The 5,682-nt window shown below is 75.1% G+C and carries 6 protein-coding genes; all 6 read left to right on the top strand.

Features of this window, described 5'->3' with window-relative positions:
• Nucleotides 1-937: cell division protein PerM (locus tag GFJ45_RS16505; RefSeq protein ID WP_194288706.1), on the top strand; the 937-nt coding region annotated here is incomplete at its 5' end.
• Between the two features lie 20 nt (nt 938-957).
• Complete coding sequence (purN, locus tag GFJ45_RS14815) at nt 958-1,581, top strand: phosphoribosylglycinamide formyltransferase (RefSeq protein WP_153398561.1); 624 nt, start codon at nt 958-960, stop codon at nt 1,579-1,581.
• Nucleotides 1,578-3,173 (top strand): bifunctional phosphoribosylaminoimidazolecarboxamide formyltransferase/IMP cyclohydrolase, encoded by a 1,596-nt coding sequence (gene purH, locus GFJ45_RS14810; protein ID WP_153398559.1) that lies wholly within the window; start codon nt 1,578-1,580, stop codon nt 3,171-3,173. Before purN ends, purH begins: the two co-directional genes overlap by 4 nt.
• The gene (locus tag GFJ45_RS14805) at nt 3,163-4,194 is read left to right on the top strand and encodes a DMT family transporter (protein ID WP_194288705.1); all 1,032 of its coding nucleotides are present in this window, start codon (nt 3,163-3,165) and stop codon (nt 4,192-4,194) included. Before purH ends, GFJ45_RS14805 begins: the two co-directional genes overlap by 11 nt.
• A gap of 5 nt (nt 4,195-4,199) precedes the next feature.
• The gene (locus GFJ45_RS14800; RefSeq protein ID WP_153398555.1) at nt 4,200-5,045 is read left to right on the top strand and encodes a bifunctional methylenetetrahydrofolate dehydrogenase/methenyltetrahydrofolate cyclohydrolase; all 846 of its coding nucleotides are present in this window, start codon (nt 4,200-4,202) and stop codon (nt 5,043-5,045) included.
• Between the two features lie 31 nt (nt 5,046-5,076).
• Nucleotides 5,077-5,433: a DUF3017 domain-containing protein gene (locus GFJ45_RS14795; protein ID WP_153398553.1), complete on the top strand. Its 357-nt coding sequence runs from the start codon at nt 5,077-5,079 to the stop codon at nt 5,431-5,433.
• Nucleotides 5,434-5,682: the final 249 nt, after the last annotated feature.

Genomic DNA, 5,682 nt, shown 5'->3' with positions numbered 1-5,682 from the left:
GTCGGAGAGCTTCGGCGCGCTGTCCACCACGGAGGCGACCGTCGAGCTGGAGGTCCGCGCCTCCTGGTCGCCGCTGGCCGGCCCGGAGCTGAGCTGCTTCGTCACCGGCTACCTGGCCGCCGGGCTGCTGCTGGCCAGCCTCACTGCCCTCGGGCCTGCCCGGGTCGAGCTCGGCTCCCTCCTGCCCGGCCTGCTGCTGCTCCCGGCCACCGCGGCCGTCCTCGCGGTGCGCCGTGAGTACCGCGAGCAGCGGCACGCCAGCATCGACCGCGGACTGGCCTGGCTGGCCGACCGGGTGCCCGGGCTGGCGCACCGGGGGCTGCGGATCGGCGGGGAGGGGCTGGCCGTCCTGCTGGCCGCCGGCGCGGTCCTGCTCAGCGCCGTGCTGGTGGTGCGCGCGGAGCGGGTGCTGCTGCTCTACGACGCGCTGGACACCGGGGCCGTCGGCGCGGCCGTGGTGACACTGGGCCAGCTACTGCTGCTGCCCAACATGGTGGTCTGGGCGCTGGGCTGGAGCACCGGTGCCCCGCTGGTCGCGGGGGAGGCCACGGTCAGCTGGACCGAGGCCAGCGGCGCGGACCTGCCACTGGTGCCGGTGCTCGCGGCGCTGCCTGAGCCCGGCCCGCTGCCGGACCTGCTGTGGCTGAGCGTGCTGGTCCCTGTCCTCACCGGGGCGTGGCTCGGCTGGCGGGCCAGCCGCGCGGTGCCCCGCCTGGCCAGCTGGTGGCAGGCGACGCAGGTGGCGCTGTCCGGGGTGCTCGTGGCGGTGGCCGGCGTGCTGCTGCTGAGCTGGCTCGCCCTCGGCGGGCTGACGCCCGGCCTGCTCGGCCAGCTCGGGACCGACCCGTGGCAGGTGGCCGGCCTGCTGGCCGGCGAGCTGCTCGGCGGCGCGCTGCTCGTGGTGACGGTGGCTCACCTGCTCCGCTCCCGGCTGTAGCCACCGGCTATGGTGCGGTCGTGCCCTCCACGCCCCCCGAGCGCGACCCGGTCGCGGTCGTCGTGCTGGTCTCCGGCGGCGGCAGCACCCTGCAGGGCATCCTGGACGCCACCGCCGACCCGGCCTACGGGGTACGGGTAGCCGCGGTCGGTGCCGACCGCGGCGGCACCGAGGGGCTGCGCCGGGCCGAGCGAGCCGGCCTGGCCACGTTCGTCGAGGCGGTCGGCGACCACCCCGACCGGGCCGCGTGGGACGCCGCCCTGCACGACCGGATCGCCGAGCACGACCCCCGGCTGGTCGTCTCGGCGGGGTTCATGAAGCTGCTGGGTCCGCGGGTGCTGGCCGGCTGGCCGGTGGTGAACACCCACCCGGCGCTGCTGCCGGCCTTCCCGGGGGCCCGCGCCGTCCGGGACGCGCTGCACCACGGGGTGCGGGTGACCGGCTGCACCGTCCACCTCGTCGACGAGGGTGTCGACACGGGACCGATCATCGCCCAGGCGGCCGTCCCCGTCCGGGAGGACGACGACGAGGAGAGCCTGCACGCCCGCATCAAGGACGTCGAGCGCCCCCTCCTGGTCGACGTCGTCGGGCGGATGGCCCGTGAGGGCTTCCACCTCCACCACAGGAAGGTCACCATTCCGTGAGCACTCCCTCCTCCTCGGACCCCCGCGACGAGTACCGCCCGCTGCGGCGGGCACTGGTCTCGGTCTACGACAAGACCGGCCTGGAGGACCTGGCCCGGGGCCTGCACGCGGCCGGCGTCGCCCTGGTCTCGACCGGCTCGACCGCGGGCCGGATCGAGGCGGCCGGCGTGCCGGTGACGCGCGTCGAGGAGCTGACCGGGTTCCCCGAGTGCCTGGACGGCCGGGTCAAGACCCTGCACCCCCGGGTGCATGCCGGCCTGCTGGCCGACACCACCCAGCCCGACCACCGCCGGCAGCTGGCCGAGCTGGACATCGAGCCGTTCGACCTGGTGGTGGTCAACCTCTACCCGTTCGCCGAGACCGTCGCCTCCGGTGCCGGCCCGCAGGAGTGCGTCGAGCAGATCGACATCGGCGGCCCCGCCATGGTCCGGGCCGCCGCCAAGAACCACCGCAGCGTCGCCGTGGTCACCGACCCCGCCGGCTACCCGACGGTGGTCGCGGCCGCGCGGGAGGGCGGCTTCTCCCTCGCCGAGCGGCGGCAGCTGGCCGCGCAGGCCTTCGTGCACACCGCCACCTATGACGTGCAGGTGGCCTCCTGGATGGGCAACGTGCTCACCGACACCAGCGACGGCACCGGCTTCCCCGCCTGGATCGGCGCCACCTGGGAGCGCCAGCAGGTGCTGCGCTACGGGGAGAACCCGCATCAGCGCGCGGCGCTGTACGCCGACGGCTACCGCCCCGCCCCCGGGCTCGCCCAGGCCCGGCAGCTGCACGGCAAGGAGATGTCCTACAACAACTACGTCGACGCGGACGCCGCGCTGCGTGCCGCGCACGACCAGGGCGACCAGCCCACCGTGGCGATCATCAAGCACGCCAACCCGTGCGGGATCGCGGTCGGCGCCGATGTCGCCGAGGCGCACCGGCGGGCGCACGCCTGCGACCCGGTGTCCGCCTTCGGCGGCATCATCGCTACCAACCGGCCGGTCACCGAGGAGATGGCCCGCCAGGTCGCCGAGGTGTTCACCGAGGTGGTCGTCGCGCCCCACTTCGAGGCGCGCGCGCTGGAGGTGCTGACCGCCAAGAAGAACCTGCGGCTGCTGCAGGCGCCGGAGCCGCACCGCGGCGGCGTGGAGACCCGGCCGGTCTCCGGTGGCCTGCTGCTGCAGGACGTCGACGTCGTCGACGCCGAGGGCGACGACCCGGCCGCGTGGCGGCTGGTCGCCGGCGACCCTGTCGACGACGCCGCGCTCGCGGACCTGGTGCTCGCCTGGCGGGCGGTGCGCGCGGTGCGGTCCAACGCCATCCTGCTGGCCAAGGACGGGGCGAGCGTCGGAATCGGCATGGGCCAGGTCAACCGGGTCGACTCCTGCCGGCTGGCCGTGGACCGGGCCGGGGCCGAGCGGGCGGCCGGCTCGGTCGCCGCCTCCGACGCCTTCTTCCCGTTCCCCGACGGCCTGCAGATCCTCACCGGCGCCGGGGTGCGCGCGGTCGTCTCGCCGGGCGGCTCTGTCCGCGACGAGGAGGTCATCGCTGCGGCCCGCGAGGCCGGGGCGAGCCTGTACTTCACCGGCACCCGGCACTTTGCCCACTGACCAACCCGGCGCGGCCGACCGCGTCCGGTGGGAGGTCCCGCTGGCGCTGCTGGCCGCGGTGGTCACCGGCGCCTGCCTGGCGCTGCAGTCCCGGATGAACGGCGTGTTTTCCGGCCACACCGGTCCCTGGCTACCGGCATGGGTCAGCTTCGGCTCCGGCTGGCTGATCCTCACCGCCTGCTGGGCGGTGCCCGGCTACCGGCACCGGGTGCGCCGGGTCCGGACCGCGCTGCGGCAGGGCCGGCTGGCGTGGTGGCAGCTGCTCGGCGGGATCAACGGCGCCCTGTTCGTGACCGTGCAGGCCTGGTCGGTGCCGGTCGTCGGGGTGGCGACGTTCCTGCTGGTCGCAGTCGCGGGGCAGACCGCCAGCGCACTGCTGGTGGACCGGATCGGGATCGGCTCCGCGCCCCGGATGGCGGTCACCGGCAGCCGGATCGCCGCGGCTGCGCTCGCGGTCGCCGGGGTGTCGCTGATGGTGTGGCCGGGTGCCGACGGTGACCTGCTCGCGGGCGGGACGGTGCTGCTACCGGCGCTGGCCGCGCTCGCCGTGGGCATGGGGCTGGCCTTCCAGCAGGCGCTCAACGGGCGGCTGACGACCATCACCCGCGACGGGTTGGCCACCGCGTGGGTGAACTTCACGGTGGGGCTGGCGATGGTGCTGCTGGTCGCGACCCCACCGCTGCTGGTGGCCGGGGTCCCCTCTGTCGGGACCGTGGCCGAGGTACCGGTGTGGGCCTGGTGGGGCGGCGCCCTCGGGGTGGTGGTGATCGGGCTGTCGGCCTGGGCTGTCCAGCACAGCGGGGTGCTCGCGTTCGGGCTGGTCTCCATCACCACCCAGCTGGGTGGCGGGCTGCTGCTGGACCTGCTGACACCGACGGCCGACCGGGAGATCACCCTCACCGTCCTCGCCGGGGCCGCGGTGACCGTCGTGGCTGCCTGCTGGGCCGGTGTCGCGGCGCAGCGGGCGCGTCGGCGGCGGCTGGCCGCTACCAGGCGTGCCGACGGGGCACTCGTAGACTGACCGCCATGGCAGCCCGCATCCTCGACGGCAAGGCGGCCCTGGCCGCGATCAAGGGCGACCTGAGAGAGCGCGTCAGCCGGCTGCGGGAGCAGGGGATCACCCCGGGGCTGGGGACGGTGCTGGTGGGGGACGACCCGGGGAGCACCTGGTACGTGGGCGCCAAGCATCGCGACTGCGCCGAGATCGGCGTGGAGTCGATCCGCCGCGACCTGCCCGCGGGCACCTCCCAGGAGGAGGTGCTCGCGGTCGTCACAGAGCTCAACGAGGACCCGGCCTGCACCGCCTTCCTGGTGCAGCAGCCGACCGGCCTGGACGAGTTCGCCATCCTCTCGGCCGTCGACCCGGCCAAGGACGTCGACGGGCTGCATCCGCACAACCTCGGGGCGCTCGTCCTGGGCGAGCCGGCCCCGCTGCCGTGCACCCCGGTCGGCGCCGTCGAGCTGCTGCGACGCCACGAGGTGCCGATCGCTGGGGCCGAGGTCGTCGTCATCGGCCGCGGGCTGACCGTGGGTCGCCCGCTCGGGCTGATCCTGACCCGGCGCTCGGAGAACGCCACCGTCACGCTCTGCCACACCGGCACCAGGGACCTGGCGGCACACACCCGGCGGGCCGACATCGTGGTCTCGGCGGCGGGCGTTCCTGACCTGGTGACCGCCGAGATGGTCAAGCCCGGCGCCGCGGTGCTGGACGTCGGCGTCGCCCGAAGGGAGGGCAAGATCGCCGGTGATGTCGCGGCCGAGGTGGCCGAGGTCGCCGGGTGGGTGTCGCCCAATCCCGGTGGGGTGGGGCCGATGACGCGCGCGATGCTGCTGCGCAACGTCGTCGAGGCGGCCGAACGCCGCCTCGGATGAGTCGGGCGATGCGCTGCGGGACGGCCGTGACATGACACCCGAGGACGACGCAGGGCCCGGCGAGGACGACGCCGGCGCCGACGACGACCAGCAGGTCGGCGAGGTCGCGCCGTGGTGGCACAGCCAGCCGTTGGGGTTGTGGTGGGTGCTCCCGATCGGGCTGGTGGCCGCCGGCTGGCTGCTGCTGGAGGGCCGGGTGCGGCTCAGCGGCTACACGATGGGCGGCACGCTCGTGCTGGCGGCGCTGCTGCGGCTGCTGCTGCCCCGAGACCTCGTCGGTGGGCTCATGGTGCGGTCCCGCACCTGGGATGTGCTGGTGCTGCTGGGCCTCGGCATCGGGGTGACCGTCATCAGTGCAGCGCTGGTCCTGGCGACCACCGGGAGCTGAGGGGCAAGCAACCGGGTGCTCGTCCCGCGCCGTCCACACCGAGGCACGTCGCGAGTCGTTGTCCACAGTGGGTGGTCGCGGTGCGGGCACTGTCGGGCCCGGGTGGGAGGCTGGACATGTGTTCGCAGATGAGCGCGGTGGTGGGTCCGGCAGGGGCCGCGGGCAGGGGGATGCCGGCGGTGGGGACACGCTGCTGCTGGACCGTCCCGGCAGTGACGGGCCCGGCGGGCAGGGGCCGCAACGGCAGGC

It is taken from the genome of Ornithinicoccus halotolerans, assembly GCF_009602535.1.
GTDB lineage: Bacteria > Actinomycetota > Actinomycetes > Actinomycetales > Dermatophilaceae > Ornithinicoccus > Ornithinicoccus halotolerans.
This window is presented reverse-complemented; position numbering and strand designations above follow the sequence as displayed.

Excerpts from the sequence above, each read along its gene's own strand:
- GFJ45_RS14795 (WP_153398553.1), top strand. The coding sequence starts at position 5,077 with ATGACACCCGAGGACGACGCAGGGCCCGGCGAGGACGACGCCGGCGCC.
- GFJ45_RS14800 (WP_153398555.1), top strand. The coding sequence starts at position 4,200 with ATGGCAGCCCGCATCCTCGACGGCAAGGCGGCCCTGGCCGCGATCAAG.